The sequence below is a fragment of the Actinoallomurus sp. CA-150999 genome, assembly GCF_050942425.1.
Classification (GTDB): Bacteria; Actinomycetota; Actinomycetes; order Streptosporangiales; family Streptosporangiaceae; genus Actinoallomurus.
The window spans coordinates 4,098,027-4,124,493 of sequence record NZ_CP192063.1 but is presented as its reverse complement, the minus strand read 5'-3'; the positions used below and the strand labels follow the sequence as shown (position 1 = coordinate 4,124,493).

Annotated in this window: 27 protein-coding genes; 6 read left to right on the top strand and 21 right to left on the bottom strand. The window is 71.7% G+C overall.

Annotated elements, in window-relative coordinates:
* Positions 1–8 precede the first annotated feature (8 nt).
* From ACQP2O_RS19340 to ACQP2O_RS19300, 9 genes are all read right to left on the bottom strand, one after another.
* Positions 9–1,160, bottom strand: a complete 1,152-nt coding sequence (locus ACQP2O_RS19340; RefSeq protein WP_433186754.1) for a branched-chain amino acid ABC transporter substrate-binding protein — start codon at positions 1,158–1,160, stop codon at positions 9–11.
* A 93-nt stretch (positions 1,161–1,253) separates the two neighbouring features.
* The gene (locus tag ACQP2O_RS19335; RefSeq protein WP_433186751.1) at positions 1,254–2,258 is read right to left on the bottom strand and encodes a 4-hydroxyproline epimerase; all 1,005 of its coding nucleotides are present in this window, start codon (positions 2,256–2,258) and stop codon (positions 1,254–1,256) included.
* On the bottom strand, positions 2,251–3,147 hold the full coding sequence (locus ACQP2O_RS19330; protein ID WP_433186748.1) for a dihydrodipicolinate synthase family protein: 897 nt from the start codon (positions 3,145–3,147) through the stop codon (positions 2,251–2,253). Before ACQP2O_RS19330 ends, ACQP2O_RS19335 begins: the two co-directional genes overlap by 8 nt.
* Positions 3,148–3,278: 131 nt before the next feature.
* Positions 3,279–4,904 (bottom strand): FAD-dependent oxidoreductase, encoded by a 1,626-nt coding sequence (locus ACQP2O_RS19325; RefSeq protein ID WP_433186745.1) that lies wholly within the window; start codon positions 4,902–4,904, stop codon positions 3,279–3,281.
* Complete coding sequence (locus ACQP2O_RS19320; RefSeq protein WP_433186742.1) at positions 4,897–5,148, bottom strand: (2Fe-2S)-binding protein; 252 nt, start codon at positions 5,146–5,148, stop codon at positions 4,897–4,899. The genes ACQP2O_RS19325 and ACQP2O_RS19320 overlap by 8 nt, the downstream gene beginning before the upstream one ends.
* Positions 5,145–6,344, bottom strand: coding sequence for an NAD(P)/FAD-dependent oxidoreductase (locus ACQP2O_RS19315; RefSeq protein ID WP_433186739.1), 1,200 nt, complete (start codon positions 6,342–6,344; stop codon positions 5,145–5,147). Before ACQP2O_RS19315 ends, ACQP2O_RS19320 begins: the two co-directional genes overlap by 4 nt.
* Before the next feature lie 24 nt (positions 6,345–6,368).
* Positions 6,369–6,698 (bottom strand): L-rhamnose mutarotase, encoded by a 330-nt coding sequence (locus ACQP2O_RS19310; RefSeq protein ID WP_433186736.1) that lies wholly within the window; start codon positions 6,696–6,698, stop codon positions 6,369–6,371.
* Positions 6,699–6,760: 62 nt separating this feature from the next.
* Entirely contained in the window at positions 6,761–7,453 is a 693-nt protein-coding gene (locus ACQP2O_RS19305) for a hypothetical protein (RefSeq protein ID WP_433186733.1), read from the bottom strand.
* A gap of 118 nt (positions 7,454–7,571) precedes the next feature.
* Positions 7,572–8,435, bottom strand: a complete 864-nt coding sequence (locus tag ACQP2O_RS19300; RefSeq protein ID WP_433186730.1) for a hypothetical protein — start codon at positions 8,433–8,435, stop codon at positions 7,572–7,574.
* A 381-nt stretch (positions 8,436–8,816) separates the two neighbouring features.
* Here ACQP2O_RS19300 and ACQP2O_RS19295 point away from each other — a divergent pair, with 381 nt between their 5' ends.
* A complete protein-coding gene (locus tag ACQP2O_RS19295) occupies positions 8,817–10,070 on the top strand; it encodes a hypothetical protein (protein ID WP_433186727.1) in 1,254 nt (417 codons plus the stop codon).
* Between the two features lie 8 nt (positions 10,071–10,078).
* Here ACQP2O_RS19295 and ACQP2O_RS19290 read toward each other — a convergent pair whose 3' ends face one another.
* The 3 genes from ACQP2O_RS19290 to ACQP2O_RS19280 all read right to left on the bottom strand — a co-directional run bounded on the left by ACQP2O_RS19290 (position 10,079) and on the right by ACQP2O_RS19280 (position 11,712).
* Positions 10,079–10,777: a dienelactone hydrolase family protein gene (locus ACQP2O_RS19290; RefSeq protein ID WP_433186724.1), complete on the bottom strand. Its 699-nt coding sequence runs from the start codon at positions 10,775–10,777 to the stop codon at positions 10,079–10,081.
* Positions 10,778–11,011: 234 nt separating this feature from the next.
* Positions 11,012–11,584, bottom strand: a complete 573-nt coding sequence (locus tag ACQP2O_RS19285) for a winged helix-turn-helix domain-containing protein (RefSeq protein ID WP_433186721.1) — start codon at positions 11,582–11,584, stop codon at positions 11,012–11,014.
* 35 nt (positions 11,585–11,619) lie between these two features.
* The gene (locus tag ACQP2O_RS19280) at positions 11,620–11,712 is read right to left on the bottom strand and encodes a putative leader peptide (RefSeq protein ID WP_433186718.1); all 93 of its coding nucleotides are present in this window, start codon (positions 11,710–11,712) and stop codon (positions 11,620–11,622) included.
* A 308-nt stretch (positions 11,713–12,020) separates the two neighbouring features.
* Between ACQP2O_RS19280 and ACQP2O_RS19275 the strand changes: the two genes are divergently transcribed.
* Entirely contained in the window at positions 12,021–12,395 is a 375-nt protein-coding gene (locus ACQP2O_RS19275; RefSeq protein WP_433186715.1) for an STAS domain-containing protein, read from the top strand.
* 67 nt (positions 12,396–12,462) lie between these two features.
* Here the strand turns inward: ACQP2O_RS19275 and ACQP2O_RS19270 are convergent, their stop codons facing one another.
* From ACQP2O_RS19270 to ACQP2O_RS19245, 6 genes are all read right to left on the bottom strand, one after another.
* Positions 12,463–14,820, bottom strand: a complete 2,358-nt coding sequence (locus ACQP2O_RS19270; RefSeq protein ID WP_433186712.1) for an alpha/beta hydrolase family protein — start codon at positions 14,818–14,820, stop codon at positions 12,463–12,465.
* 210 nt (positions 14,821–15,030) lie between these two features.
* Positions 15,031–15,243, bottom strand: a complete 213-nt coding sequence (locus tag ACQP2O_RS19265) for a hypothetical protein (protein WP_433186709.1) — start codon at positions 15,241–15,243, stop codon at positions 15,031–15,033.
* A gap of 119 nt (positions 15,244–15,362) precedes the next feature.
* Positions 15,363–15,746: a hypothetical protein gene (locus tag ACQP2O_RS19260; RefSeq protein WP_433186706.1), complete on the bottom strand. Its 384-nt coding sequence runs from the start codon at positions 15,744–15,746 to the stop codon at positions 15,363–15,365.
* A complete protein-coding gene (locus ACQP2O_RS19255) occupies positions 15,743–16,528 on the bottom strand; it encodes a hypothetical protein (protein ID WP_433186704.1) in 786 nt (261 codons plus the stop codon). Before ACQP2O_RS19255 ends, ACQP2O_RS19260 begins: the two co-directional genes overlap by 4 nt.
* Entirely contained in the window at positions 16,525–16,752 is a 228-nt protein-coding gene (locus ACQP2O_RS19250; RefSeq protein ID WP_433186701.1) for a hypothetical protein, read from the bottom strand. The genes ACQP2O_RS19255 and ACQP2O_RS19250 overlap by 4 nt, the downstream gene beginning before the upstream one ends.
* Positions 16,753–16,875: 123 nt before the next feature.
* A complete protein-coding gene (locus tag ACQP2O_RS19245; RefSeq protein ID WP_433186698.1) occupies positions 16,876–18,675 on the bottom strand; it encodes a hypothetical protein in 1,800 nt (599 codons plus the stop codon).
* 279 nt (positions 18,676–18,954) lie between these two features.
* Here ACQP2O_RS19245 and ACQP2O_RS19240 point away from each other — a divergent pair, with 279 nt between their 5' ends.
* On the top strand, positions 18,955–20,787 hold the full coding sequence (locus ACQP2O_RS19240) for an ATP-binding cassette domain-containing protein (protein ID WP_433186695.1): 1,833 nt from the start codon (positions 18,955–18,957) through the stop codon (positions 20,785–20,787).
* A gap of 126 nt (positions 20,788–20,913) precedes the next feature.
* Here ACQP2O_RS19240 and ACQP2O_RS19235 read toward each other — a convergent pair whose 3' ends face one another.
* Both ACQP2O_RS19235 and ACQP2O_RS19230 read right to left on the bottom strand, forming a co-directional pair.
* Positions 20,914–21,645, bottom strand: a complete 732-nt coding sequence (locus ACQP2O_RS19235) for a hypothetical protein (RefSeq protein ID WP_433186692.1) — start codon at positions 21,643–21,645, stop codon at positions 20,914–20,916.
* Positions 21,646–21,654: 9 nt separating this feature from the next.
* Positions 21,655–22,266: a hypothetical protein gene (locus ACQP2O_RS19230; RefSeq protein WP_433186689.1), complete on the bottom strand. Its 612-nt coding sequence runs from the start codon at positions 22,264–22,266 to the stop codon at positions 21,655–21,657.
* 447 nt (positions 22,267–22,713) lie between these two features.
* On the opposite strand from ACQP2O_RS19230, the gene crcB (ACQP2O_RS19225) reads away from it, so the two are divergent.
* Genes crcB (ACQP2O_RS19225) through crcB (ACQP2O_RS19215) form a run of 3 tightly spaced genes read left to right on the top strand, consistent with a single transcriptional unit; the run spans position 22,714 to position 23,977 of the window.
* The gene (gene crcB / locus ACQP2O_RS19225; RefSeq protein ID WP_433186686.1) at positions 22,714–23,268 is read left to right on the top strand and encodes a fluoride efflux transporter CrcB; all 555 of its coding nucleotides are present in this window, start codon (positions 22,714–22,716) and stop codon (positions 23,266–23,268) included.
* Entirely contained in the window at positions 23,265–23,618 is a 354-nt protein-coding gene (locus ACQP2O_RS19220) for a DUF190 domain-containing protein (RefSeq protein ID WP_433186683.1), read from the top strand. Before crcB (ACQP2O_RS19225) ends, ACQP2O_RS19220 begins: the two co-directional genes overlap by 4 nt.
* The gene (gene crcB, locus ACQP2O_RS19215) at positions 23,615–23,977 is read left to right on the top strand and encodes a fluoride efflux transporter CrcB (protein ID WP_433186680.1); all 363 of its coding nucleotides are present in this window, start codon (positions 23,615–23,617) and stop codon (positions 23,975–23,977) included. Before ACQP2O_RS19220 ends, crcB (ACQP2O_RS19215) begins: the two co-directional genes overlap by 4 nt.
* A gap of 78 nt (positions 23,978–24,055) precedes the next feature.
* Here crcB (ACQP2O_RS19215) and ACQP2O_RS19210 read toward each other — a convergent pair whose 3' ends face one another.
* On the bottom strand, positions 24,056–26,452 hold the full coding sequence (locus ACQP2O_RS19210) for a glycoside hydrolase family 95 protein (RefSeq protein WP_433186677.1): 2,397 nt from the start codon (positions 26,450–26,452) through the stop codon (positions 24,056–24,058).
* Positions 26,453–26,467: the final 15 nt, after the last annotated feature.

The following is a 26,467-nucleotide window of genomic DNA, read 5'->3' as shown; positions in this document are numbered from 1 at the left end:
ACGCGGGCCTACTTCAGCGCGTCCTGGAGAACGAACTTGCCGTTCTTGACGACGAGGATCACGAAGCCGCCGCTGGTCAGGGTGTGCCGCGGGGTGAACTTCAGCGGGCCGGAGAACAGCTGCAGCCCGTCGATGCCCTCCAGCGCCGTGACCAGCTTGTCGCCGTCGGTGCTGCCGGCCTTCTTGATGGCCTCGGCCGCGACGCGCACCGCGTCGTAGGACTGGGTGGAGTACGGACCGGGCTCGGCGCCGAACTTCTGCTTGTAGCTGCTGATCCAGTTCTCCGCGCCCTGGATGGTGTCCGGGGTCTGGGTCATCGTGGCGTACGTGCCCTCGGCGGCCGTCCCACCGGCGATCTTGACGAGCTTGGCGTCCACCGCGCCGTCGCCGACCATGAACTTGCCCTTGTACCCGGCCTGCCGCAGCTGGCGGAGGATCAGGCCGCCCTCCTGGTAGTAGCCGGTCCAGTAGATGAAGTCCGGGTTCGCGTGCAGGACGTTGGTGATGTTCGCGGAGTAGTCGGACTCACCGGGCGTGACCGCCTCCAGCGTCGCCTTGTCCGGGCCGCCGGGCTTGTCGAGCTCGGCGGCGGTGCGCACCGCGATGTCCTTGGAGTACGAGGTGTTGTCGTGCATGAGCGCGACCTTCTTGGCGCCGCTCTTGGTCAGCCACGCCATCGCGGCGGCGGCCTGCTGGTCGCCGGTTCCGTTGACGAAGAACACGTGCTTGAGCTTCTGGTCGACCAGCTCGGTGGAGTTCGCCGCCGGGATGATCATGGGGATCTTGCGGCGGTCGAAGACCGGCAGCGTGGGCAGGGTCGCGCCCGAACAGTAGCCGCCGACCGAGACCGCGACGTTCGCGGCGACCAGCTTGTTCGCGGCGGCGACCGCGGTCTTCGGGTCGCACGCGTCGTCCTCCGCGCGCAGCTGCAGCTTGCGGCCGATCACCCCGCCCTTCGCGTTGATCTCGTCGATCGCCATCTGGGCGCCGTTCTTCATGTACGGGCCGATGTCCGCGCTGCTGCCGGACAGGGGGATGTCCATCCCGAGCAGGATGGGGCCCTTGTCCTTCTTGCTGCCGCCGCCGAGCACACCCTGGCCGCAGGCTGAGGCGGTCAGGGCGGTCGCCACCAGCGCGACGCCGAGCGCTGCTTTTCTCATAACGATCTCCGATGTGTGACAGGTAGGAGGAGATGGCGGCGCGGCCGGGATGGCCGCGCCGCGTCGGGGATGGTCGGTGTCAGGAGAGGGGGGTCACAGCAGGAACCCCTCGGGGAAGGGGTCGTCGGGGTCGAGGAAGTACTGCGCGGTGCCGGTCACCCAGGCCCGGCCGGTGATCGTCGGCACGATCGCGGGCCGCGAGCCGGCGACGGTCGTCTCCTCGGCGATCCGGCCGATGAACCGGCTGCCGATGAACGACTCGTTGACGAAGTCCTGGCCGGGCGCCAGCTCGCCGCGCGCGTGCAGCTGAGCGAGCCGGGCCGAGGTGCCCGTGCCGCACGGCGAGCGGTCGAACCAGCCGGGGTGGATCGCCATCGCGTGCCGGGAGTGCTTCGCGTCCGAGCCCGGCGCGACGAACTGCACGTGGTGGCAGCCGGCGATGTCGGGGTTCTCCGGGTGCACCGGACGGCGCTGCTCGTTGATCGCGTCCATCATCGCCAGTCCGGCGGTGAGGATGTCGTTCTTGCGGGCTCGCTCGAACGGGAGCCCCACCCGTTCGATCGGCAGAATCGCGTAGAAGTTGCCGCCGTAGGCCATGTCGTACGTGACGGGGCCGATCCCCGGCACCTCGACGGTCTCGTCCAGGGCGTCGGCGAACGACGGGACGTTCTGGATCGTCACGCTCTTCGCCGCGCCGTCGCGCACCGCGACCTCGGCGACGACGAGCCCGGCGGGCGTGTCGAGCCGGATCGTCGTGACCGGCTCGGTGACCGGCACCATCCCGGTCTCCACCAGCACGGTGGCGACGCCGATCGTGCCGTGCCCGCACATCGGCAGACAGCCGGAGACCTCGATGAACAGGACGCCGTAGTCGGCGTCCGGCCGCGTCGGCGGCTGCAGGATCGCGCCGCTCATCGACGCGTGCCCGCGCGGCTCGTACATCAGCAGCGTGCGGATGTGGTCGAGGTGCTCCATGAAGTGCGCACGCCGCTCGAACATCGTCGCACCCGGGATGACGCCGACCCCGCCCGTGATGACGCGGGTCGGCATCCCCTCGGTGTGCGAGTCCACGGCGTGGAACACGTGCTTGCTACGCATTGGTCTCCAGGTGCGCGGCGGCCTCCGTGGCCGCCCGCACGGTCACGGCCTGCTCCTCGGTCAGCGGCAGGCGGGGCGGGCGGCACGGTCCGCCGTACCCGCCCATGACGTCCATGGACAGCTTGATGGCCTGCACGAACTCGGTCCGGGAGTCCCAGCGCAGCAGCGGGTGCAGCGCGCGGTAGAGCGGCAGCGCCCGCTCCAGGTCGCCGTCGACCGCCGCCCGGTACAGCGCGACGCTCGCCTTCGGCAGGGCGTTCGGGTACCCGGCGATCCAGCCCTTGGCGCCCGCGATGGCCAGCTCCAGCAGCACGTCGTCCGCGCCGATCAGCAGGTCGAGCTCGGGCGCGAGCTCGGCGATCCGGTAGGCGCGGCGCACGTCACCGCTGAACTCCTTGACCGCGACGATGTGCCCGGCCTCGTGCAGCCCGGCCAGCATCTCCGGGGTCAGGTCCACCTTGGTGTCGTAGGGGTTGTTGTACGCGACGATCGGCAGGCCGGCCTTGGCCACGTCGGCGTAGTGCTCCTCGACGATCCGGTCGTCGGCGCGGTAGGCGTTCGGCGGGAGCAGCAGGACCGCGCCCGCGCCCGCCTCGGCGGCCTGCTCCGCCCAGCGCCGCGACTCGGCCGAGCCGTACGCCGCGACGCCCGGGACGACCCGATCTCCGCCGACCGCCTCCACGGCGGTCCGTACGACCCGCTCCCGCTCGTCGTCGGTGAGATTCTGGTACTCGCCGAGCGAGCCGTTGGGGCACACGCCGTCGCAGCCGGCGTCGACGAGCGCGCGGACGTGCTCGGCGTACCGGTCGAAGTCGACCGACAGGTCCTCTCGCAGCGGCAGCGCGGTGGCGACCAGGATGCCGTGCCAGGGCTTACGGTGGGCGATCATGCGGTTCTCCCTGATGCGATGTGACATTTCACGTTCTGCTGAGCGTGGCCGTCAAGATGTCCCCGGACTCGTGATACGTCCGTTATGCCGGGTTAATCGGATGGTTCCCGCGCCGGTACGACGCGGAACGGTCAGGACTGGTCGTCGGCAAGGCCGCCAGGACGTGCGGGCGGATCCTCCGCGGCGTCGCGGAGACGCACGGACTGGTCGTCGGCGAGGCCGCCGGCACGTACCGGCGGATCTTCCGCAGCCTCGCGGAGACCTACGGACTGGTCGTCAGCGAGGCCGCCAGGACGTGCGGGCGGATCCTCCGCGGCGTCGCGGAGACGCACGGACTGGTCGCCGGCAAGGTCGCGGAGGCGTACGGGCGGGCCCTCCGCAGCGTCCCGAGGAGACACGGACTCGTCCTCCGCGAGGTCGCGGAGGCGTACGGGCTGGGCGATCGGTCGTCGCGCCGCGGCGAGCAGGTCGTCCGGGCTCGGCGACCGGCCGCAGGCCGCGGCCGTGAGCCAGGAGGTCGCGTAGCCGCAGACCCGGCCCTGGCACCATCCCATGCCCGCGCGGCTGAGCAGCTTGGCCGACCGCGGATCGGTGGCCCCCAGACCGGCCGCCTCGGCGAGCCGCCCGCAGGTCACCTCCTCGCAGCGGCAGACGAGCGTGTCGTCGTCCAGGCGGCCCATCCATCCCGGGCGGACCGGGTACGCCTCGTGCATGGCCTCGGCGAACGCCCGCAGCCGCCGTCGTTTCGCGAGCAGCCGGCTCACGTGGGCCGGGTCCGGCGCGACCCCGCCCGCCGCCTCGGCGACCCCGAGCCCGGCCAGTTCTCCCTCGACGAGCGACAGCTGTGCGCCGCCGACCCCGGTGGTCTCCCCCGCCGCGTACACGCCGGGCACGCTCGTGCGCTGGGCGACGTCGACCGCGACCACCGGGCTGCCGTCGGCGTCCATGCGGGTGGCGCAGCCGAGTTGCAGGGGGATCTCCAGCTGCGGGGTGAAGCCGTAGCCGACCGCGACCGTGTCGCAGGCGATGATCCGCTCGTCCACCGGAGCCCAGTCCCGGTCGAGCCGGGCGACGGTGACCGCCTCGACCCGGCCGTCGCCGTGCGCCGCGACCACGGCGTGCCCGGTGAGGTACGGGATCCGGTGCCGCGCCAGCGCGGCGGCGTACCCCGCGCCCTCCCATGCCTTGCCCGGATTCCGGGCGAGGTGACGGGCGAAGCCGTACGGCCGGTTGCTCTCGAAGACGCCCACGACGGTGGCGCCGGCCCCGGCGAGGCCGGTCGCGACGGGGAACAGGAACGGCCCGGTGCCCGCCACGACGATCCGCTCGCCCGCCGTGACCCGGTCGCCCTTGAGCAGGGCCTGTGCGCCGCCCGCGGTGAGGACGCCCGGCAGGTCCCAGCCGGGGAACGGCAGCGAACGGTCGTACGCTCCGGTGGCGACGATCACCGATCGCGCGTCGATCCGTACCGGCCGCTCGTCGCGGTCCCCCGCGAGGGCGTGCACGGTGAAGCCGTCCTCGACGTGCCAGACCCGGTGGCCCGGCAGGTAGGTCAGCCGGTCGAGCGCGTCGCGCAACCGGACGAACGCGTCCCAGCCGTGGTGGAGGCCGCCCGTCTCGGCCGCGTGGTGCCGGTAGTACTGCCCGCCGGGGCGCCGCCCGGCGTCGACGAGCGCGACGTCCAGCCCGGCCGTCGCCGCCGTCACCGCCGCGGCCAGGCCCGCCGGCCCGGCCCCGATCACCACGACGTCATGCATCGGGACCACCGCCCTCGACCACGTCGCCGGACCGCGCCTCGACCATGCAGGCCCGCAGGGACCGACGGCCGTTGACGGTGATCAGGCAGTCGAAGCACACGCCGATCCCGCAGAACAGCCCGCGCGGCCGCTCGTCGAACCGGGTCGTCCGCCAGGACCGGATCCCGGCGGCGGTCAGAGCGGCGCCGATGCTCTGGCCCGGCTCGAACGGCACGGGCCGCCCCTCGAAGACGATCTCAGTCATACGGCCTCCGGAAAACGGTCGGGGCGGAACGGTCCAAGGTCGAGGTCGGGCCGCGCGCCGGTCAGGGACTGGGCGATCAGGTGACCGGTCGCCGTGGCCAGGCCGATTCCGGCGCCCTCATGGCCGCAGGCGTGGATGAGGCCCTCAGCGCGTGGGTCCGGTCCGATGACCGGCAGGTGGTCGGGGCAGTACGGCCGGAACCCGCAGTAGGCGCGGATGGCCGCGACGTCGCCGAGCACCGGGAACAGCCGGATCGCCTGGCGGGCGAGCCGTCGCAGGGCCGGCAGCGACATCGTCCGGTCGAACCCCACGCGTTCGCGGCTGGCGCCGATCAGGATCGTGCCGGACGGGGTGCCCTCGACGACCGCGGACGACTCGAGTCCCTCGTCGTCGCTGGCGACGTTCGCGACGTACTCGGCCGCGTACACCTTGTGCCGGATCAGCGGCGGCAGCGGCTCGGTGACGAGGATGAACCCCCGGCGTGGCAGGATCGGCACGTGCGCCCCGGCGAGGGCGGCCACCTCCCCGCCCCACGTCCCGGCCGCGTTCACGACCGCCCCGGCGGCGAGATCGCCGCGGTCCGTGCGCACCCCGGTGACCCGGTCGCCGGCGCGCAGCATACCGGTCACGGTGACGCCCGTACGGACCTCGGCCTTCGACGCGCGCAGCAGGTGTGCGGCGGCCAGCATCGGCTGGACCTGCGCGTCCTGCGGATAGAACATGCCGCCGGCCAGGTCCGGGGCCAGCTGCGGCTCGTAGCCGGGAAGGTCGGCCGCCGGCACGGAGTCCGTGTCGACGCCCGCGGCGCGCTGGCGCGCCGCCAGCTCCGCCAGTCCGGCGACGCCCTCCTCGGTCTCCGCGACCACGAGCCCGCCCTTGGCCTCGTACTCGAAGGCCGCGCCGAGCCCGTCCTGGGCGGCCAGCTCCGCCCACAGCGCCGAGGAGTGCAGCGCGAGATCGAGCTCCGGGCCCGGCTCCTTGTCGGAGACGAGCAGGTTGCCCTCGCCCGCGCCGGTGGTGCCGCCGGCCACCGCGCCGCGCTCGACGACGGTCACGCTCAGCCCGGCCCGCGCGGCGTAGTACGCACAGGCGGCGCCGACGACTCCGCCGCCGACGATGACCACGTCAGTGCTGCTCACAGGCAGTAAAATGTCACATTGTCCATGAACGCACAAGAGTCGGCGGACACGACTCATGGGAGAAGGCCGGGCATCCCTCCCCTACGATCCGCCGTCGTGGAAGACCTCCTCCATCGGCGCCCACCACTCTCCTTCGGCCGCCGACTCGACCGGCTGCTGGCACGGATCGGTCAGCAGCCACCACCGCCGCGTCGTCTCGTCCTCGGCGAGCCGCGCGAGGTCCGCGGCCAGGTCGTCGCCGTCGTACTCGTAGTAACTGAACAGCAGTCCGTCCCGGAGGAAGATCGAGTAGTTGCCGATATGGGCACGGTGCAGTGCGGCCAGCACGTCCGGCCACACGGCCGCGTGCAGCGCCCGGTACTCCTCTTCCTTCTCCGGCCGAAGCCGGATGACGGTGGCCACTCGCCTCATCGGCGCTCCTCACCTCTCGTAGCGGGACATCTGTGGTTGCCGGTGACCGGCCCGGAAGTCCGTCAGGCCGCGTGGTGCACGAGGCGACCGAGCGGCACCAGCAGCACCATGAGGATGACGACGTCGAACACCATCGCCGACATGTGGGCGCGGATCCAGTACCGCCGGTCACCGGCACCGCGCAACAGCCGGAATGAGGACCGGTGGACGGAGTAGCTCCTGATCGAGCAGAGCGCCAGTCCGAGGATCGCCCCGACGGTCGCGTAGGTCCCGACCGCGTCGGTGACCTTCACCCCGGTCGGAAGCGGATCCCGGGCGATGGACAGGAACCCCAGCAACGTCGCCCATAGAGTGGTGACCCCGGTCCTGGCCAGCGCCACTTCCAGCAGTTCACCGGCGGTCGCGTCGTCGCGGAAGCGCTCCTTGAGACTCATGGCGCGCAGCTCGGCGACCACCAGGGCTCGTGCGAAGACCCAGACCGCTACGCCGCCGACCAGGGTCGTCGCGTCGGCCAGCCACCACGGCGGGTCGGATTCGACCCAGATCCGCTCGGCATCGGGCCAGGCCAAGAGGAACAGGCTGAGCGCCGCGACGAGGACGATGTACGGCGCTCGGCGTGCGTTTCCGTCGGCGGCAGGGGCACCGGCGTCCGGCGGCGGGCCGCCGGGCTTCGGCCTGTCCGCGGCCTTCGGAGCGGCGGCGGTCGAGGTGGCGCCGCCCGGTCTCGTACGGCGCCGTCGCGACCGTCCCCCCACGGACATCCCCTCCCGAACTCGTACAAGCCGGGGGCCAACCTATCGGGATCATGCCCGTCACGAGCGGGAGCGAGCCGCGGTGGGGTCCTCCGCCACGCGGAGGACCCCACCGTGCACGCTAGGCGCGGGAGGCCTGGTAGTTCCGGAACAGCAGGTGGGTGTCGATGATGTCGGAGGACGCGCTCTTGATCGACCGGTAGATCCCCCACTTGGGCCGGACGTAGTCGCCCTGGTCGGGGATGTTGACGTTGGACATGCTGCCGTCGGCCACGACTGGCGCGCTGGAGCCGGTGCCGTTGCGGGCCACGAACCGGGCCTTGCCCTTCGGGCCGATCGTGAAGGTCCACTCGACGGTGATCCACTTGTCGCGCAGCGGGGACAGGCTGGTCGAGGCGATGTCCGGCGATCCCGACATGCTGTACGCGCGGGCATGGAACGTCTCGGTGCTGCCGCTCCGGCCCAGGTCCAGCGTGATCCAGGGCCCGCCGTTCGTGGCCGGCGTCTTGAGCTGGAAGATGTGCGTGAACTTGCTGGTGCCGTGCAGCGTGGACGGCATGTACATCTCGTACGAGATGGTCCAGGTCTCGCCGTTCTTCATCTTGAGGGCCGTGCCGTTGGACACCATGCCCTTGGACTCGGTCCGCTGCCGGTCGTTGTCGCCGGTGCTGTCCAGGTCGTCCTTGTAGATGTCGAACCGGTAGTGGTCGCCCTCGACGTAGACGTACTTGCGGCCCGGGTGCTTGCCGGCACGGTCGGCCTCGATGCCCTCGAACGCCTTCAGACCGTCAGTGGCCGGGTTCGGCGACCAGAGCACCTGTGCGGCGGCCGCCTTGGCGCCGAGGGGCTGGCTGTCGGCCGTCAGGCCACCGGCCGAGGCCGAGGCGCATCCGGTGAGCGCGATCGGCGCCGCCATGGCGGCGACGGCGAGCGATCCGAGCACGCGCCGGCGTTGGTACCGGGGAAATGCTGAGCGATCGGTCACGGAGACTCCTTCGCTGGTGCGCGAGGCGCGTGAGGTACGCCGCCACGCGACGGGGCGGGGGACCCCGAGCCGCGCGGTGAACGGCCGGCTCAGGGCGTGTGCGCCCATGCAATCATCGGAGGAGTCTTCTATCAATAAGGTTTCCTAAAAAAGGACGATCGCCCACGCGAACGCTCCTCCGAACCGTTGATGTGCACGCGAGCCTGCAGTAGATGCTCCGTTCCATGACACGTGCGACCGGGAGTGGGGACCGTATCGTTGCCCAGGAGGACGCGTCGCCAGAGAATGATACATCGGATGTTTACGGCCATCGCCTTTACATTGTAGATCAATATCACTTAGAGCGTTCAATTGATCACTCTTCGCTGTTATTCTGATTCGGTGACCTCCGAACCCCCCTCGGGCCGGCACGCGCCCGGCGACTTCGACCTCACCCATGACATCGCCGGCGAGCCGTCGTCGGCCCTGGTCGAGCAATGGCGGCGAAGCGGCGGGACCGCCGCTGACGCGCGGCGCCTCCTGAGCGGGTACGCGGTCGAGGGCTACAGCGTCGTGTCGGACTCGGCGGGGCTGACCCGGCTCAGCGAGCGGCTGACGCTCCTCGAGGTGCTCGCGCTCATCGACCGCCCCAAGCGGATCCTGCACGCGTACGGCAGGGCCGTCGGCGGCCGGGCGGTCGGGGTGTGGGCCGCCGACAACGGCCAGATGTTCCACCCGGCCGAGACCGGCGCCGCGACGATGCTGTCCGCCCTGCTGACCGTCCAGGACGAGATCCGGCGCCACTGCCAGGTCCGGATCGGCATCGGCGTCCATCACGGGACCTTCAGCGCGCTGGCCGGCGGCCTGTGCGGACCGGCCGCCGACGCGATCGAGGACCTCGCGGAGAACCACGTCGACGGCGGCGAGCTCGCCGTGACCGAGGCGGTGACCGATCGGCTCCCGGCCGGGCACCCCTTCGTCCTGCGGCGCAAGGACGCGCCGGCCCATCCGCTCGGCGCCGTCCATCAGGTGCTCGATGGGCCGCGCCTGGACGACGTGCGGCCGGTGAACGGCGAGCGATACCCCATCCCCTACTCCCCCGACCTGCACGCCGACCTGCTCCGGCTGGAGGAGCGCCCCGGAGACGCCGCGCTCCTGGCGGAGCTCACCGCCCGCCACCTCCGCGAGGGGACGGTCGTCCTGGCCGAGCGCGGCGGCGTCCCGGCGGAGACGCCCGACGTCGCGCTGCTGCGCGGCCTGTCCCGGTCCGCGCTGATGAAGGAGACGGGCCTGCGGCTGCTGCCCCCGCGCGGCGCCATCGAGATCAAGGTCGCCGGCCCGCTGGCGATCTATCTCTTCGACGAGCCGCAGTCGGCGGTGTGCTTCGCGCTGCGGCTACGCGCCGCCCTGGCCGACCACGACGTCGTCTCCCGGATCGGCGTGGACACCGGGCCGGTGCTGACCGGAGAGACGCCCGGCGGCGGCCGGGACATCGCCGGCGCGCCGGTCAACGTCGCGTCGAAGATGGCCCAGGACCTCGGCCGGCCCGGCCACGTCTACCTCAGCGACGCCCTGCGCGAGCACACCGGCCTGGCGTCCTTCGTCCCGGTCGAGAAGGTCGTCTCGGGGGTGCGCATCTGCTTCTTCGAGGGATGAGCACCGGCTCAGCGCAGGTGGCGGGCGAGGAAGTCCTCGGCGCGACGCCAGGCGCGGGCGGCCGGCTCGGCGTCGTAGAACATCGGCGCCTTGCGGTTGTGGAAGGCGTGCCCCGCCTGCTCCTCGACGTGGATCTCGACGTCGGGCCGGTCCGCGACGGCGGCCTCGATCCGGGCGACCTCCGCACGTGGGATGTACGGGTCGCTGCCGCCGAAGTGCAGCTGCAGCGGCCGTTCGATGGAGTCCAGGAGGGCAAGCTGTTCCGGCACGGCGGAGCCGTAGAAGGACACGACGGCCGCCGCGGTGCCGCGTGCGGCGAGGGCGAAGGCGATCGAGCCACCAAGGCAGAACCCGACGATCCCCACCGGGCCGTCCACGTCGGGAAGGCCGGCGAGGTGGTCGAGGGCGGCGGCCGCGTCAGCCGCGCCCTGCTCGGCGTCGAAGCGCTGGGCCAGCTCGAGCGACTCCTTGAGGCCCGTCTCGTCGTGCCCGGCACGCCAGCCGGGCCGCATCCGCCAGAACAGATCCGGTGCGGCGGCGACGTATCCCAGCCGGGCGAGATCCTCGGCGACCGCCTCGATGTAGTCACTGACCCCGAAGATCTCCTGAATGATCAGAACTCCGGGCCCGGTGCCGCCCTCGGGCAGCCAGACGTTCAGGTCGAACGCACCGCCGGGAACCGTCACCTGCTCGACACGTGAAGTCACGGCGCCCAGCGTAGATCACACCGAGGAGGACGGCCGGTCCGGCCCGGGCCAGGCCGGGCCGACAGCCGCCTGGGCGGGGCCGGGCCGACGGCCGCCCGGGCGGAGCGGGGCCGACGGCCACCCGAGCCGGATGGTCAGGAAGGTTGTGGAGGTGGACCCTCCAGGGCCGCGGCGCTCCGGACGCGGCCGGCTCGGTGGTGGCTGAGCTCGGTGGTGGCTGAGCTCGGTGGTGGCTCAGCGCGGCGCCGAGCCGTCGGCGCCTCGACGCTCCTCGGGCAGCCGGTAGCAGTAACCGACCCGCCGTACGGTCACGAGGCGCCTGCCGTGCCGCCCGAGCTTTCGGCGCAGCCGGTGGACGTGGACGTCGACCGTTCGCGGGACGACCACGCCCGCGCCTTCCCAGACGGCGTTCATCAGGTGGATCCGGGTGAACACCTTTCCCTGCCGTGCCGTCAGGTAGTCCAGCAGCTCGAACTCCTGGAACGTCAGCGGCACCTCCGCCCCGTCCACCCAGACGCGCCTGGCGTCGCGCTCGACCACCACGTCGTCGGGCTCCTCTTCGGGACGCTCCCGGCTCACCGCCGGCTGCCCGGGCGTCTTGAAGGCCACCGTCGGCGTCCCGGCGTCAGCCGCCGGCAGGAGATGCGCCGTGATCACCATCACCTGGCCCGTCTCGGGGATCGGGATCACCTCGAGGAGGCCGCCCGGCGGCACGTCGCCGCCGATCGCCGGGAGCACATCGCCGAGCCCGCGCTGATCGTCGTCCTGGAGGCCGGGGTCGAGCTTCGCAACCTGAAGTCGTGACATCGACTGACTTCCTTCGTTCCCATGGGTACGGATCTTCAGGGCCGGGGCGTCGAGGACGCACACAGGGCGCTGGCCTGCCGGCGCAGATCGACGTGCCGGCGCACCGTCAGGGGAACGTTGCGACTCACGATTCCAGACTGCGGAGTATTTCCTACTTTGTCAACTTGAAATATCGCGAATTATTCCCGCCACGTGATTCCGTCGATCGGGATGAGTCAGCGGGATGGGGGTAACCCACGGCAGTGGACCGGATGGGCCGTGGGAAGGGCGCCGGCGGCCGCGAGCGCGTCGCCGATCCGCCCACCCGTCGTTCCGCCCGGTGGTCCTGGGAGTCGGAAGGAGAAGAGCGTGATCAAGCTTGTCGTACGATCGGCCAAGGATGAATGGCGGCCCTAGGGTGAAGACCACCATCATTCGGCGTGGAGGTGGAGACGACATGGCGGCGGATCGGCCGGAGGAACCGACGCTGGATGTGGCGATCGAGACACGGGGCGAGTGGTCACTGATCCACGTGGCCGGGGAGCTCGACTACACGACCGTCGGAGGGCTCCGCGAACGCCTGGACGTCATGCTCTCGGCGGGGCAGTCCCGGATCGCCCTCGACCTGTCCGCTCTGGACTTCTGCGACTCGGTCGGGCTCGGCTGTTTCGTCGGCGCGTGGAAGCGCGCCCGTAAGTCCGGCGGCGACCTGCTCCTCCTGCGCCCCGCCGGGCACGTCCAGCGGATGCTCCGGATCACGGGGCTCGACAGGTTCCTCTCCAGCCTCGACCAGCTTCCCGGCGCCGGGCCGGCGGCGGTGACGCGGATCTGACGCTGGCCCGGTAGGACAAGGCCGGCGGCACTCCACGTCGTGCAGCCCGACCGCCGAGGCCGACCCGTCAGACCGGCGACGTGCCCATCGCAGCCAGCCAGACGGCCTTCTCCGCCAGGGCCGTCGCGAGGCCATCCCGGCTCTGAGGCGAGTGGCCTTCTCCCGGAAGCAGGACGAGCCGCGCTCGGGTCCCGTTGGCGATGAGCGCTTGAAACAGAAGCGTGGCCTGGGTCACGGGGGTTGCCGGATTCGGGTCGGCCTCGCCGTGGATGATCAGAACCGGCCTCCGGATGCGCGGCGCGTTAACGATCGCGTCGAAATCCTGGTAGACGCGCGGAGCCTCCCAGAGCGTACGGGTCTCATCCTGGAAGCCCAAGAGCGTCAACTGCCGTGAGTACGCACCGCTCTGCACGATCGCGGTGGCGAACAGATCACAGTCCGCGATGGCCAGCAACGCGAGTGTCGCGCCGAAACTGGCGCCGCCGACGGCGAGACGAGACGGGTCGGTGCGATCGGCGACTCCGCTGCCGAGCACCGCGTCGCGAATCTGCCGGACGAGGCAAGGCCGGATCTCCTCATCGGGAACACCCGGCGACCAGCGAGGGACGATCCTCAGGTCGAGCACGCCGAACCCGGCGAGGGTCAGCCAGTGGGGATCGAGCGCGGCGCCCTCGGCGGGGACCGCCTCGTCCGCCTGCGACAGCCAGACGAGGACGGCCGACGGATCCGGTCGCGCGGGCAGGTGGAGCGCGAACTCCGCGCCCGCCTCGGGAATCCGGCCGCGCAGCGGCGGCGGCCCTCCGGGGTGGGCCGGCAGCGGGGACCGCACCCGCCGCTCGCCGCAGACCGGCCGTACGTCGCCGGGGTGCCAGCCCGCGACGGTGATGAGCTCCTCACCCGCCGGCACGGTGAGGTCGCAGAGCCGACTCGCGGCCGCCGTCGCCGTCGTCCCCGTCGTCCTGGTCGTCGCCCCCGTCGTCCCGGTCGTCGCCGTCGCCGCCGTCATCCCCGTCGTCCCGGTCGTCGCCGTCACCGTCCCCGTCGCCGCCGTCATCCCCGTAGTCGCCGTCGCCGTCGTCGCCATCCCGGTCGTCGCCCCCGCCGTCCCCGTAGTCGCCGTCGCCGTGGCGGCCGTCGCCGTGGTGATGGTCGTCGCGCCCTCCTCCGGCACCTCCCAGACGGCCAGCTGGTTCGCGGCATCGATGGTGGCGAACCGCCGACCACCCGCCACCGGACGGGAAGCGACCGCGGCGATCTTGATCAGCGTGGGCGGCCGGAGGCCGAGGCTCAGACAGCGGACGGGCCGCGGTGAACCGGGGTCGACGACGAGGACGGAATAGGCACCATCGGCGTCCAGCGCGAGGAGGAAGAGGCCGTCCTGGCAGTGCGCGTGGAGGTAGCGCCCTCGGTGCCGGTGCAGCGGGCGTGCGGGCTCGATCGAACCGTCCACCACCGCATACGAGGTGATCGCGAAACCGTCCGGTTGGCGCGTGACCACGACGAGGTGCGCCGTCACGGTCGTCGCCGCCGCCGTCCCTCTGGTCGTCGCCGTCGCCGCCATCCCCGTCTCCGTCCCCGTCCCCGTCGCCATCCCCCCCATCCCCGTCCCCGTCGCCATCGCTGCCATCGCTGCCATCGCTGCCGTCGCCGTCCCCGTCGCCGCCGTCCCCGTAGTCGTCGCTGCTATCCCCGCCATCCCCGCCATCCCCGCCGTCGCCGCCATCCCCGCCATCCCCGTCCCCGTCGCCGCCGTGGCGGCCGTCGCCGTGGCGGCCGTCGTTGCGGTGGGCCCGCTGGTGCGCGGGGGCGCGCAAGGTGGCGCGTGGCGGGCGGCTCGGACCCAGCAGAACTCGAGCAGTGGGCCCTCGTCGGCCTGGATCAGGTGTTCGTCCGCCGATCCGGGGATGCCGACCGCCACGACCGTGCCGCCGGACATCGCCGGCGCGAAGGCGGCGACGTGCCCGGTCGGTGCGCCCCGCACCCGTTGGTACGGACGGGCGTCGAGGGGGATCCGCTCGACCGCTCCTCCCGCCGGATCCAGCGTGACGAAGCGGGATGGCCGGTCTTCCGTGTCGTGAGCGTCGGCGAGGACCCGGACCCGTTGGCCCGGTGCGGCCTCAAAGACCCGGGGCATCACCTGGTGGACTGGAACGTCGTGCAGGCCGCTCGACACATCCACCGGCACCACGAGTGCCTCGCCCGCCCAGGCCACAGGGAGCTCGTCGCCCGGAAGTAAGGCCGGCGCCGGGGCCGGGAACGTGACCGAGCGTGCCGCGGCGTCGGCGATCCAGCACCGCGGGCCGCCGGGTTCGAAGGCGACGCCCGCGAACAGGTGATGCTCCGTGGGGTGCTGGACCGGTCTCCCGAGCACTTCTCGCAGCCGCTCCGGAGCCCACCGCGTGCCGTCCGGGAAATGAAAGGACAACCGTCCGGACGGAAGGCTCGTGGGAATTCGGCCGGAACGCACGGTGGGCGGATATGGCATTCGGATGAGCGAGCTGCCATATCCGCCACTGTGAGATTCCGTCTCGGTCTGGGCGCACGCGTCGAGCATGTCGCAGACCTGTTTCCGGAGTCTCTCGTCGATCATGTCACCCGCCGCAAAGACCGGTGACTTTAAACCCTGGAAGGACCTTTATGCCCTGCAGCAGTAGACCTTGTACCCGGTCCAGCAGCAGGCACCGTCGCCGCAGGTGTTGCGATTCCGCTCGGTGTATCCGGCCGGGCAGTTGCCGGCACAGAACGGCGCCGTCCCGTCCCAGTAGCAGGACTCGGCCTCGCGCTCGTTGCGGTAGGGGGTGACGGTGAAAGTGGTGCGTGTCGCGGCCATTTCTTGAAGACCGTGCATGCGTGGCAGATCCTTTCTTTTTGCGACTACCGGCCATCCCGGTACTTACAGAATGACCTGCCGTGAAACCGATGTCAATGAGCAATTCTTGATCCTATTGTGATCGAAATTAAATGCACTCACTGCGGAGGTTCGCCCGTTTTCGGATATCTGATCAATTCGACCAGATAATTACCGGGTGGCGTGTCGATGTCCAGCGGAACGCCCGCGATCTCGATCCAGGTATAGACGCGGTATCCCCCGTGGGACTCGGGCAGCGGGTCGGTGCCCACGACGAGTTGCGCGGGGACGCCGCAGCGGTGCAGGGCCGCCACGACGAGGGCGTTCTCCCGCATCGGAGCGCAGAAGCCGGCGAAGAGCCGCAGCGTCAGGACGATCGGCGTGACGGGCGGGCGGACGGCGCGGCGCCGGCGGGGTCGCCGGTCCATTCCGGCGATGAGGTCGGGCAGGTCCTGGCGGCGCAGCCGCAGTGCCGTCCACATCGCGCTGATCGTTGTCGTCATGTGGTCACCTGTGAGCGCGGTCGGCTGGAGTGGGTCGTCGAGTGGCGCAGCAGGTCACGGATCGCGGCGAGTCCATGGGCGGCCTCGGAGATCGCGATGCCGTTCGCGTCGTACGCGACGGCGGCCGGGAACGCTCCACCCGCGGCCGTCGCGTCCTCTTCGGTGTCGGCACGCCGGAAGCGCACCGGGCAGTCGGCCATGGCCTCGTAGCGGTCGCGCTGAGCCTCGAGAGCGGTGCAGTAGGGGCAGGACTCGGCCGTGAAGATGACGATGTGGTCGACGTCGGCCGGTGCCGGGAGGTCAGCGGTGCCGGAACGGCGCCGGAACCAGACGACGGCGGCTCCGGCGACGCCGACGCCGGCGGCGGCCTCGCCACAGGCGGGCCAGACTCCCGGCGGGCCGATGACACCGGCGAAGGCCGCCACCGCGACGACGGCGCACCCCGCGGCGTGCCCCGTCGTGAACCGCGTCGGAATCCAGCTGCCGAAGCACGCGCACCGGCGCCCCCTCATCCGGAGCGCGGCGATCGTGTACGCGGTGAAGACGGCGCCGAGCAGCCCCAGGCGCGCCGGGACGGGCGACGGGGCGAGCGCCGCCACGACCACGAGGCCTTCGGCCACCGTCACCTGGGCCGGCCCCGCGAGCCTGCGCGAGCGGCCCGTCATGGGCCAGATGACGCGAGTGGTCTCCCAGTCGGTGAGCTTGGCGGCGAGGCTGAGGGCGAGAACGGCGACGCCGCCGACGAGGACGGCGGCGGCGCACAGGCCGGCGAGCTCTCTCATGCGGTCTTCTCCTGCTCGATCAGCCACCCCTCCTCGACGCCGGCGCGGATCTCGGCGGCGAGGGCGGGCGGTGGCGGGCCGGCCGGTGCCGGGTCGGTGCCGGCGAGCAGCGCGGCCAGCTCGGAACCGATCTGCCGGGCGGCCGGGCGGGCGCCGTCCAGCACGAAGGCTCCCCCGAAGGGCATGGGATGCAGGCTGATGCCGTCGTGGAGCCTCCAGCTCATGAGCCCTCCTTCGTCGGGGGAGTGACCAGGCGCGCCATGCTGACGATTCGCTCACTCCGCTCACTCATGAACCCTCCTCCGTCGGGGAAGCGACCAAGCGCGCCATGCTGACGATTCGCTCGCTCATGACCGCCCTCCCGTGGCCAACAGGTCGGGGTGGCACGTGGCGGCGGCGCAGAGCCGGCGTAGTGCCCGCGCGTCGGCCAGCACCCGCATGGAGTCGGCGAGAACGGCGCGCAGGCGGTCGTGGACGATCCAGGGGCTGCCGTCGGCCTGGGCGAGCAGTGCCGCGCGCTGCGCCGGCGTGGCCAGGCGGCGGGTGACGAAGGCGGCGGCCAGCAGGCCGTCCCGCTCGTCCGGCGTCACGTCGCCGGGCCGCCGGCCGGACGGGACCAGGTCGTGCAGCAGCGGGGCGGCCTGGATGTGGCCGTCGCGGCGGCGTACCCGCAGGCGACCGTCACGGGCCAGGAGCACCGCTGCGCCGAGCACCACCGGATGGGCGCAGACCAGGACGGGGTCGACCCTCTGGTCGCCGGGTGCCGGGCGCTCGAGAAGGTCGAGAACGGTGTGCAGGGCCTCGGCTCCGGGGACCGCGCCCGTCGTGTCGTCGACGAGGGGAAGCAGGTGGCTGGCGGTCTGGGCGGAGGTCACGGCGGCGCCGGCCTCGGCGACGGCCGGAGAGATCCAGCCACCCGGGAGAAGGGCGTCGGCATCGTGCGCGTGGTCGTGCGCCGGCGCGGGATCGTCGGTGCGCGGCGGGCTCCAGGCCCGCCACCCGGGGCGGCCGAACAGGGTCGGGAACGGCGCGGCCATGGTGAGCTGCCGCCATCCGGTGCGGAGCCGGCCGGGCGTGTCGGCGACGCCGGTCAGCAGCCGGACGATCCCCGCCCCGCTGAGGAGTGGTCCGGCCTCATCTCCGGCACCCCGCAGGAGCTCGGGGGACGGCGGCCAGGGGTCGCCCGCACCGGCCCGGTGGTCGTCGCAGGCCCGTCGCCAGTGCTCCGTGCCGTCGATGACCTCGGCGCCGACGGGGAGTCGTCCGCGCCGCCGGTCGAGCACTGGGACGTCCAGGTGGACGTGGAGGCGCCGCAGCCGCGCCGGGTCGACCGCGGCCAGGGCCGCCGCGCCGAGCCCGCCGCCGTCGCCGAGGAGTCCGCGGCCTCCGGCGGCCATCAGGGCCTCGTCGACGGCGTGCCGGAGGGCTCGGCGGACCACCTCGCGCGGGTCGGTGGGACGCCCGAGGATCCGGCGGGCCTGGTCGGCCAGGGCGGCGAGGTCGAACTCGTCCAGGGTGAGGCGCTCCCGGCCGCCGGACGTGCTCAGGGCCGTGCCGCACGCCAGCTGGAAGACCCCTTCGTGTGGCGTGAGCGGCATCGGCACCGGCTGCCCGGCCAGCGTCGCCGCGACGGCGGCGACCCAGGGGGCGGATCCGTCGCCCGCCACGTCGGCCAGGTCGGTGGAGAACCGCACCACGCGGCCGTCCGGGCCGTCGGCGACGGCGTAGAAGAGCCGTGTCTGCGACAGCGCGCCCCTGCCGAGAGTGCCGGTGGCCGGGTCGGCCCAGGTCTGGGCGAGACGGCCCGCGGCGGCGAACGGCCCGACGACGACGGGACCGGCCCCCGACCCCGCATGGGAGCCCACCCCCGCCTCGGGCCTCCACCTGGGCGTCGACGCCCCCGCGCGGGAGCCCGCCTCTGTCTCAGGGCCGGCCGTCATGTGGAAGCCCGCCCCGCTCACCCCTGCCCCGGAGTCCGGCGCCGACGAATGGCGGCTTCCGCAGGAGCAGACCGTCTCGACGACCATCCGTCCGGCCGTGGCCGTACCGGTGAAGCCGACGGGTGTCCCGCCCGAAGCGCAGCCGACGGCCCGCGCTCCGGGCGGGGCACCGGTCAGCGTGCCGCCCCGAAGGGTCGAATCCGGCAAGCTGTCGCGTTTTCCCACCGATCACCCCGAAGAATCAGGTCCGGACATCCCGTCTAATTTCACAATTCTGCGCCACCCAGACAACCGATCTTTCACCGGAAAGAGACCGCTGCTTGGGCGGCACATTGCCCCGACCTTACCAAGGCCGATCGACATTGCCGAGATGCCAAGTGAATTGTCCAATGATGTAGGCATTCGCGGGCGCTCGTCATTTCCTCGCCGCGCGTGGCAGACTGCCGGACGGTAACGGGAGAGCATGGCGCGAGGAGAGGCGGCACCATGACGATCGAGGGTCAGTGGCGGCGTTTTACCGAGATGCGGCAATTGCTGGCCTTCGGGGTGGCCCTCGGGTGGCGAGCCGACCGCCGCCGGGTCGTGGCCGTCCTGCTCCTGCAGATCCTGCAGTCGATCGGGCTGGGCGGCATGATCCTCGGCGGACACGGAGTGGCCGACGGGCTGCTCGGCTCCGCGCGCGGACACGCCGACATTCCGCGCGCCGGAATATCGGCCCTCATCGTCATGGCTTTCGCATTCGTCAACAGCACGCTCAATGTCATCGGCCTCCTTCATCAAAGCGTGCTTCGGGTCGCCATCGAACGCGACGCTGTCGAGGCGGTGACCGCGGCCACGGCCCAGGCGGATCTGCTGGAATTCGAACGGCCCGGATTTCACGACACGGTTCGCCTTACACTGACGGCGGCCCAGATTCACGCGCCCAATCTGCCGTTCACCGTCATGACGGTGACGCGGACGGCGTTGACGCTGGTGACAGTCGTGATCGCGCTCATCGCCATGGCCTGGTGGCTGCTTCCGCTTCTGCTCCTCGCGGCGATCCCGTCGATACGCGTCGCGCTGCTCCAGCAGCGGTCCCATTTCGACCTGCAGCGGAGTCTCACCGAGAACCAGCGCACTGCCGGATACCTCACCCAGTTGCTCACCGGCAGGGATGAGGCCAAGGAGCTTCGCGCATTCGGCCTGAGCCGTACCTTCTTCGACCGGTTGACGGCCTGTTATGGCCGCACGCTGAGCGCGGAGGTCGCGTTCCGGCGCCGATTCCTGTGGAAGGAGATCCGGGCGCGGCTGGCCGGGCACGCCGTGGCGGCCGCCGCAGTCGGCGGTCTGATCGTCGCGACGGCCTCGGGGGTCATCGGCACGGCGGCCGCGCTGACGGCGCTCGGCGGCCTGCTGATCGGCGTCCAGCAGGGCATCGCGCTCACGTCCGTCCTGCGGGCGTCCGGTGACTCCCTACGCCACCTCGACGCGCTGCGGACGTTCACCGCCGGCGTGGGCGGCCCTCCGCCACCGCCCGCGATCACCCGCTGGTCGTTCGACTCCCTGCGGGCCCGCCGGCTCTGCTTCACCTACCCGGGGGCCGCCCGTCCCGCGGTGGACGGCGTGTCGATCGACCTTCGCCCCGGCGAGGTCATCGCCCTCGTCGGGGAGAACGGCTCGGGCAAGACGACGCTGACCAAGCTGCTGACCGGGCTGTACGTCCCGGACGCCGGGGAACTGCTGGTCGACGAACGGCCCGTCGCCTCGGCCGCCGAGCTACAGGCGCTGTCCACGGTGCTGTTCCAGGACTATCTGCGCTACAAGCTGTCCGTCGCGGAGAACATCGCGCTCGGCGACCCGGCGTTCCTCGCAGACCGTGGCAGGGTCCTCGGTGCTGCGCGGCGCGCCGGCGTCGCCCCGATCGTCGCGAACCTGCCCGGCGGGTACGACACGCTCCTCGGGTCGGAGTTCACCGGCGGCACGGACCTGTCCCTCGGGCAGTGGCAGCGCGTCGCGCTGGCCCGGGCGTTCTTCCGGCAGGCGCCGCTCGTCGTGCTGGACGAGCCGACGGCGGCGATGGACGCACGCGCGGAGGCCGACCTGTTCGCCCGCATCCGGGAGCTCTTCGCCGACCGTACGGTCCTGCTGATCTCCCATCGGTTCTCGAGCGTCCGCTCGGCCGACCGGATCCACGTGCTGTGCCAGGGCAGGATCATCGAGGCCGGCACCCACGACGAGCTGATGGCCGCCGACGGGACGTACGCCGAGTTCTTCCGCGTCCAGGCCGCCGCCTACCTCGACGACCCGGCACCGCGGTCGCGATCGATCAAGCCGGTGTGAGCCGCCACCGGGCCGTGTCCGCCGACACGGCCCGGCGACGCCTCACCAGCCCGCGGGGCCTGTCCGCCGACACGGCCCGGCACCTCACCGGCCCGCGGGGCCTGTCCGCCGACATGGCCTGGCACCTCACCGGTCCGTGGGATCCGCGCCGGTCTTCTGGGCGGCGAGGTTGGACGACCGCCCGTAGGCGAACGCCCGGACCCGGTACGACGCGACCCGCTCCTCCGGCAGGGTGATCAGCCCGAAGGAGTCGATGTCCGGGTCGATGACCGCGACCACCTGGAAGTCGGGGCGTCCGCTCGGCCGGGACTCGAGCAGGTATCCGTCCTCGTCGCCGGAGTGGTCGGTCCACGTGAACCTGATGCCGTTCGACGCCATGACGGTGCCGCGCAGATCCGTGGGGGCCGCCGCGGCGCTCCCGTCTCGTACGGTGTGCCGGTCGGCCGGGCCGCCGATGCGCCGGGGAGTCGCCCAGTCGTCACCGCGCTGCGCGTCCGAGCCCTTCGGCCGCCCTCCGGGGACGGTGACGTCGATCGGGCGCGAGGCCGGCCCACAGTAGGCACGGACCCGGTAGTAGAACGACGTCTGCGGCATGAGGTCCGGATGCGTGAACGTCGTCTCGCCCGGCGGAGCGAACCGCAGGACCGTGTACGGGCCGCGGGGGGCCGTCGCGAACTCCACGACATGACCGGCGACACCTCGCTGCGTGTCCCGCCACGTCAGCGTGACCTCCGTCGGCTTCACCAGAGTGGCGGTGAGCCGGATGGGCTGATCCGTCGCGGCAGGCCGGGTGGCGGGCCGGGACCCGCAGCCCGCCAGGCCGAGCACGAGGAGGAGCGCCAGGATGGAGACCCTCATCGAGGGGGCCTACTTCTGCCAGAAGCTGATGTCGCTCCACTCGACCTTGATCGGCCCCTTGCCGCTGGCGGTGCGGTAGGCGCCGAACTTGTCGTAGAAGCTCCCGCTCTCACTCGACGTCGTGTATTTCAGCGACCCGTTGATGTAGACCCGGAGCTGCTTTCCGACGACGTGGACGGTGTTGACCCGGACGCGGGTACCGACCGTCGCGCCGGTCGCGATGGTGTCGCCGCCGTGCACGGCGTAGAGGCGGCCTCCGTTCTCGACGGCGAGCAGGAAGAACGGCCCGGTCGTCTTGAACGTCTGCTTCAGGCTGACCCGGCTGCCGCCCATGCTGACGATGCGGAAGTAGCCCTCGAACTGCCGGGTGCCGCTGGAGTACGTGTCGTACCGGCGCTCGGCTCGCTGCTCGCCGCTGGAGTTGGAACAGCTCAGGGTGAACGTCAGGCCGTCGACCTTGCCGCAGCCCTTCTCCTGGACCTTGTAGCCGGGTGAGTACGACGTCCAGGGGCCGGACTCGACGGGGTCCGCCGCAGCGGCGCCGGGAAGGGCGAGGACGCCGAGTACCGGTGCGGCGGCGAGCGCCCCTGCCGCGAGCCGCGTCCGGGTGGGAGATCGCATGAGTCCCTCACATCCCTCTTTGATAAAGCTTCCTTACAATTAATTCATAGGACCACCATCCACCGCTCAGGTCAATATGCGCAAGCCAACTGGTCACCGGTAGACCGTTCCATTATGAGGAATGCCAGGTGAAGGCCATAGATAGTCAACGGCGCCGAGCGCAGCGGTGCCGGAATACATCCGATCAGTGCGGCGAAGGCACGCGACGGGGCGGGGCCGTCTCTGCGGCGGCCCGCTGATGAGGCACAATAGGGGGATTGAGGTGATGGGGCTCACCCACAACCGCGGCACCGCCGCTGACGGTCCCTGACTTGACGTCAGGGAGGTGCCGTGCCGCGAAGGGTCGTCGTCGTGACGTCCACGGTCCGCCGGTCCGGCGGCCGCCCGCCCCGAACGGGCGCCTCCCGCATCCGGACGATGATGAGCACCCACCCCGGAAGGATGGCCGTGACCTCACGATTCCCCGATGGCTCGGTCGGCGGCCGCGCCGATCTGCCGATCGATCCCGACCTCGACCTCGATGACGAGGACACCGAGGCCCAGGGCGACGTCTTCGCGCTCAGGGCGGCACCCCGTCGCCGGCGCGAGTGGAGCGTCCTGGCGACGATCTCGCTCGGCGGCTCGCTCGGCAGCCTCGCCCGTTACCTCGTCTCCGTGGCCGTCCCCGTCGCGCCCGGCCACTTCCCCTGGGCCACCTTCCTGATCAACGCGTCCGGGTGCTGGGCGCTCGGCCTGCTGATGGTGTTCGTCCTGGACGTATGGCCTCCGAACCGGTACGTCCGTCCCTTCTTCGGCGTCGGAGTCCTCGGCGGCTACACCACGTTCTCCACCTTCGCCGTCGAGACCAGGAACCTCGCCGGGCACGGCGCGTGGCTCCTCGCCGGCGGCTACGTGCTGGCCAGCCTGGTCGGTGGCCTGGCCGCCGTCGGGTGCGGGATGATCGTCGCCCGCCTCGTCGCCGGCCTGCCCGTACGCCGGAACCTGGAAGGGAAGCGCGCATGAGACTGCACGGCCGGGCCTGCCGCGTCACGATCTTCATCGGCGAGACCGACCAGTACCACCACAAGCCGCTCTACACCGAGATCGTCCATCGCGCCCACGCGCGCGGGCTGGCCGGAGCCAGCGTGTTCCGCGGCATCGAGGGATACGGTGCCTCCTCCCACATCCACACCAGCCGGATCCTGTCGCTCAGCGAGGACCTGCCCCTGGCCATCGTGATCGTCGATGCCGAAGAAAAGATCGTCGACTTCCTCCTCGAGCTCGACGACCTCATCGACGAGGGTCTCGTCATACTCGACCAGGTCGAGGTCTACCGGTACGTCGGCCGCGGCACCGCCCCGGAGGAGCCGTGATCATCCTCCTCGTCCTGCTCGGCGGCGCCGTCGGCGCGCCCAGCCGCTACCTGCTCGACCGTTACGTCCAGCGGCGTCGCGAAAGCGTCTTCCCCTGGGGAACCCTCGCCGTCAACCTCATCGGCTGTCTCATCCTCGGGCTGCTGACCGGCGCCGCCCATGACCTGTCGAGGCCGGTCGTCTCCCTGCTCGGGACCGGCTTCTGCGGCGCACTGACCACCTTCAGCACGTTCGGCTTCGAGACCGTACGGCTCCTGGAGAACGGGTCGTACCGCGAGGCCGGCCTCAATGTCCTGGCCGGCGTCGGACTCGGGCTGCCGGCGGCCGCGGCCGGCTTCGCGATCGGCGTCTCCGTCTGAACCACGGTGACGCCGATCGCGCGGCGGGCGCGCCGTCGCCCCGGCCCCGGTTCGAGGCCGGGGCCGGGGCGAGCGCGCTCAGGACGGCCGGATGCGGTACGTCCCGCCGGGCCGGGTGTCGAAGACCACGACGTTCGGCTCGGGACGGCTGACCCGCGCGCCCGTCACCGATACCGGCGCCTGGGTCCGGAGCCGGACCTCCTCGCCGAGGTCGGATCGGATCTCCGCCTCGGACAGGGCGCCTCCACGCCACTCGACGTCGACCTCGAATCCGCCCCGCGCGCGCAGGCCCCGTACGTGACCGGCCGGCCAGGCGTCCGGCAGGGCGGGCAGGAGGTGGACCTCCCCGGCGTGGCTGTGCAGCAGCATCTCGGTGATCCCGGAGACGCCTCCGAAGTTGCCGTCGATCTGGAACGGCGGATGCAGGTCGAACATGTTGGGCGCCGTCCGCGCGGGCGTGAGCAGGCTGGACAGATGCTGGTAGGCCTGCGCGGCGTCCTCCAGCCGGGCCCAGATGTTGATCTTCCAGGCGAGCGACCAGCCCTGGCCGGCGTTCCCCCGCAGCTGGAGGCTCCGCTTGGCCGCGTTGACCAGGTCGGGCGTCTGCCGCGGCACGATCTGCGCGCTGGGGAACACCCCGTACAGGTGGGAGACGTGCCGGCTCACGACCAGCGCCGCCTCCCGCCAGTCCTCCAGCCACTCCTGGAGCTGGCCGAGGTAGCCGATCTGCATGGGCGCGAGCCGGGCGCGCGCCGCCTTCACCTTCGCGCGGAAGTCCCGGTCCTGGCCGAGGATCTCCGACGCCTCCGCGCACGCGTCGAACAGGTCGCGCAGGATCTGCATGTCCATCGTCGGCCCGGCGCAGATGCTGACGCTCTCGCCCTCGTCCTGGTGATGGGTGACCTCGGGCGACTGGGACGGGTTGGTGATCAGCCAGCCGTGGTCCGGGTCCTCGACCAGCGTGTCGAGGAAGAACTGGGCGGCGCCCTTGATCACCGGATAGTCGCGGCGGAGCAGGCGCTTGTCACCGGTGAACCGGTACCGGTCCCACAGCACCACGGACAGCCAGGCGCCGCCGCTCGGCCACATGCCGTACTGCGCGTAGTCCACCGGCGCGGTGCCGCGCCAGCCGTCGGTGTTGTGGTGCAGCACCCAGCCGTCCGCGCCGTACTGCGTCTTGGCGGTGCGCCGCCCCGACTCCGCCAGTTCGTGGACCATCGCGGCCGCCGGCTCCCAGCAGTCGGCCAGGTTCGTGGGCCCGGCGGGCCAGTAGTTCATCTCGAAGTTGATGTTGACGGTGTACTTGGACTCCCACGCCGGGGTCATGCTGTCGTTCCACAGCCCCTGCAGGTTCGCCGGCTGCCCCGGCGAACGCGAGCAGGAGATCAGTAGGTAGCGCCCGTATTGGAAATACAGGGCCGCGAGCTGCGGGTCGGCGCCGGTCTGGAACAGCGGGATCCGTTCGTCGGTCGGCAGCGCCACCTTGTCCGAGGTGCCCAGGTCGAGCTGGACGCGGCCGAACAAACGGCGGTAGTCGTGGACGTGGACGCGGCGGAGCAGCTCGTACGGTTGCGCAGCCGCGGGTTCGAGCGGCCGCCGCGCCCGGGCCGCGGGGTCCGCGCTGACGTCCTGGTAGTTCCGGTAGCTGCTGCCGATCGAGATCAGCAGGGTGACGGCGTCCGCCTCCTCGACGATCAGCTTGCCCTGGTCGGTACGGACCCGGCCGCCGTGCGCGACGGCCTTCGCCAGCGCCTGGAACCGGACCGCCCCGGCGCGGCCCTGCCACTCGCCGCTCACGCCGTCGAGGGCGATCGTCCGGTCGTCGGCCGCGGTCGTCGTCGCCTGCTGCGGGCTGTCGAACGCGGCCTCGAAGGAGATCGAGCCCGGCCGGTCCGCGGTCAGCCGCATCGCGATGACCTGGCCGGGGGTGCTGGCGAAGACCTCACGGGTGTACCGCACGCCGTCCCGGACGTAGGTCACGCTCGTGATCGCCGTCTCGAGGTCCAGCTCGCGGCGGTAGTCGGTGGGGTCGCCGCCCTTGGGGAAGGTGAGCGTGAGGTTCCCGACCGGCTGGTACGCGGCCTGCTCCGACGGCCGGCCGAGGAAGGTCTTGTCCACCAGCCGCTGAGCCTGGTTCCACTTGCCCGCGAGCACCAGGCGGCGGATCTCGGGCAGGTTCGCCAGGGCGTCGGGGCTGTCGTAGTCGTGCGGGCTCCCGGCCCAGATGCTGTCCTCGTTCAGCTGGAGCTTTTCGGAGTCGACGCCGCCGAACACCATGGCGCCGATGCGGCCGTTCCCGATCGGCAGGGCCTCCAGCCACTCCTTCGCGGGCCCGCGGTACCAGAGCCGGAGCGGGTTGGTCTCCTGGCCGCCGGTGTCGGCGTGGGCGGCGGCCCCGGTGACGACGGCCGTCGACGCGACCGCCGCGCCGACTCCGGCCGCCTTGAGGACACTACGTCGGGAGAGCTCGGACATGTGATGACCTTTCAT